Origin of the sequence: Streptomyces sp. (assembly GCF_031178505.1) — a bacterium.
Taxonomy (GTDB): Bacteria; Actinomycetota; Actinomycetes; order Streptomycetales; family Streptomycetaceae; genus Streptomyces; species Streptomyces gulbargensis.
Genome location: NZ_JAPSIW010000862.1, coordinates 1 through 2,709 on the forward strand (window position 1 = coordinate 1; position 2,709 = coordinate 2,709).

Sequence of the window (2,709 nt, forward strand, 5' to 3'; positions counted from 1 at the left end):
CTCGGCCGGGAACGCGTCCCACTTGGCCTGGTTGCCGTAGATCATCGCGACGTACTTCATGGTGGGATCCTCCCCGCTCCGCCCGCCCCTGTGGCGCGCTGTCACCCTTCGGTCGGAGCCGGCTCGGGCGTCTCGACATCCGCTCGCGGGTTCCCCGGACATTTTTTCGTGATCTTCTTTCCGGGCTGTGATCCTGCGCGCATCCGCCCCGGACGCACAACCCGCTCCCCCGCGCGGCCGTCTTGCAGGGGAACGGACGAGCGAAGGGTCGTGGAGTGCACATATCAGCGCGCCGGCGGACGGTTCTGGCCGCCGCCCTGGCGGCCGGCGCGGGGACCGCGGCGACGCTCGCCGGGTGCTCCGTCCCCCAGCCGCGCAGGACCGTGCCGACCGCCGATCCGGCCCCGGGGAAGCCGGTCGGCCGGGCCGGGCCGGGACGCGCACTGCTCATGCAGTTCGCCGCACATCCCGACGACGACCTGTACTTCATGAACCCGGACTCGCAGCGGCTGCTCGACGCGGGCGTGCCGCTGGTCTCGGTGTACGTGACGGCCGGCGAGCACACCGGCCGGAACCGGATCGCGGGCATGCCGGAGACCCCGCCGGACCGGGCCGCGTACTCCTCGGCCCGGCACCAGGGGCTGCGGCAGGCGTACGCGGAAGCGCTCGGCCTGCCCCGGTTCACGCCCTGGCGGCGCCGGGTGCTGACGCTCGCCGGCGGGCGGCGGGCCGAGGTGGACGTCCTGACGCACGGCGGGCGCCGGGTGGAGCTGGTCTTCCTGAACCTGCCGATGCACACCGCCCGCCGGTACATGGCGGTGCCCGCGCTCTGGGAGGACCGGGCGCTGGAGCTGCGGACGCACCTGTCGGCGGGCTCGCCGGTCACCCGCGTGGACACGTACGACCACGAGCGGCTGACCGGTGTGCTCGTGGACCTTCTGCGGCGCCACCGGCCGACGGTGGTGCACACCCTGGACCCGGATCCGGACACGCAGCACAGCGACGAGGCGACCCGGCGGCGCGACAGCGAGCAGCCGGGCTACTCGGACCACGGGGACCACACGGCGGTGGCCTGCTTCACCTGGGCGGCGCTGTGCCGGTGGGTGGCGGAGGCGGTACGGGACGGGGAGCCGGTCCCGGCGTTCGCGGTGACGGCGTTCCGCGGCTACTACAACCGGCACTGGCCGAAGAACCTGCCGCCCGCGGTGCTCGCGGAGAAGGCCGCGCGGCTCGTCCCGTACGGCGGGGACCCGTCCTGGCGGTGCGGGAACCCGTCGGGCTGCGGCGACTACGGGGTGGGCGGCGACCGGCCGCTGACCAACCGGAAGGGCTGGGTGCGCTCCACCCACCACCGCTGGCCGCTGCGCGGGCCGGTGGTCGCCGAGGGACCGGGCGGGCGGCTGGAGGCGTACGGGGTCCTCGGGCTGCGCGCGGTGCGGTGGCGGGAGTCGGCGCCCGGCGTGTGGGGCGGCCCGGAGGACCTGGGCGGCGGGCCGCTGGCTCCGGCCCCGGGCGCGGCGGTGCTCGGTGACGGCCGGCTGCTGCTGTTCGCGGTGCGGTTCGCCGCCCTGGAGGGCCGGGGCCGGCCGAACCGGCGTGAGGTGGTGCTCCTGGAGCAGCGGTCCCCGGGCGGTCCGTTCCTCGCGTGGCGGGGGCTCGGCAACCCGGAGCGGGGGGACGACCGGGGCCGGCGGATCGGCGCCCCGGTGGCGGTGGCGGCCCCGGACGGCCGGGTGCACCTCTTCGTACGGAACGCGGACAAGGGCGTCTCGACGCGGGTGCGAAAGCCCGGCGGCGCCTGGGGGCCGTGGCGGGTGCTGCCGGGCGGCGCGGAGGTGCAGGACGGTTTCGCGGTGTCGGTGGACGCGGCGGGCCGGACGCACGTGTACGCGGCGGGGCGGGAGTCGGTACGTCACTGGGTGGACGGCCGGGAGGCGGCGGGCCGGCTGCCGTTGTCCGGGGCGACGGTGGCGAGTGCGGCCGGCGAGCTGTACCACCGGCCGCCGGCGTCGGGGACGCTGCTCGGGCCGGGTGGCGACGTGGGCCTGGACGGATACGGGCCGGTGGCGGCGGTGCGCTCGCCGGCGCTGGGCACGGTGCTGCTCGGCACGGACCTTCGGGGCCGGACGGCCGTACGGGCCGGGGACCGGTTCCGGGTGCGTACGGAGCGGGCGGCGGACCTGGCGGCGACGGCGCACGCCGGGGCGCGGGGGCTGACGGTGGTGGGCCTGGGCGCGGACGGCCGCCCCTGGTCCTGGACCCCCTGGGGAACGTGAGGTCCGCCCCGCACGCACCCGGTACGCACCCCTCCGGACATGCGAGAAGGCCCCGCGCCTTTCGGTGCGGGGCCTTCTCCACTGCTCAGCAGCTACGGGGAGCTACCAGGTCAGATCGACAATTACTTGTTGATCTTGGTGACCTGGCCGGCGCCGACGGTCCGGCCACCCTCACGGATGGCGAACTTGAGGCCCTCCTCCATGGCGACGGGCTGGATCAGCTCGACGGTCATGGAGGTGTTGTCGCCCGGCATGACCATCTCGGTGCCCTCGGGGAGGGTCACGACGCCGGTCACGTCCGTGGTACGGAAGTAGAACTGCGGGCGGTAGTTGTTGAAGAACGGGGTGTGACGGCCACCCTCGTCCTTCGACAGGATGTAGGCCTGGGCCTCGAACTCGGTGTGCGGCGTGACCGAACCGGGCTTGATGATGA

General features: G+C 75.1%; 1 protein-coding gene and 1 pseudogene. One reads left to right on the forward strand and one right to left on the reverse strand.

The genetic code is table 11. The annotated features are described in order from the left end of the window. Positions 1–275 precede the first annotated feature (275 nt). Complete coding sequence (locus tag RIF68_RS33585; protein WP_309055253.1) at positions 276–2,276, forward strand: PIG-L family deacetylase; 2,001 nt, start codon at positions 276–278, stop codon at positions 2,274–2,276. 122 nt (positions 2,277–2,398) lie between these two features. On the opposite strand, the pseudogene RIF68_RS33590 reads toward RIF68_RS33585, so the two are convergent. Continuing rightward, positions 2,399–2,709: pseudogene (locus RIF68_RS33590) on the reverse strand (elongation factor Tu); the annotation flags it as partial.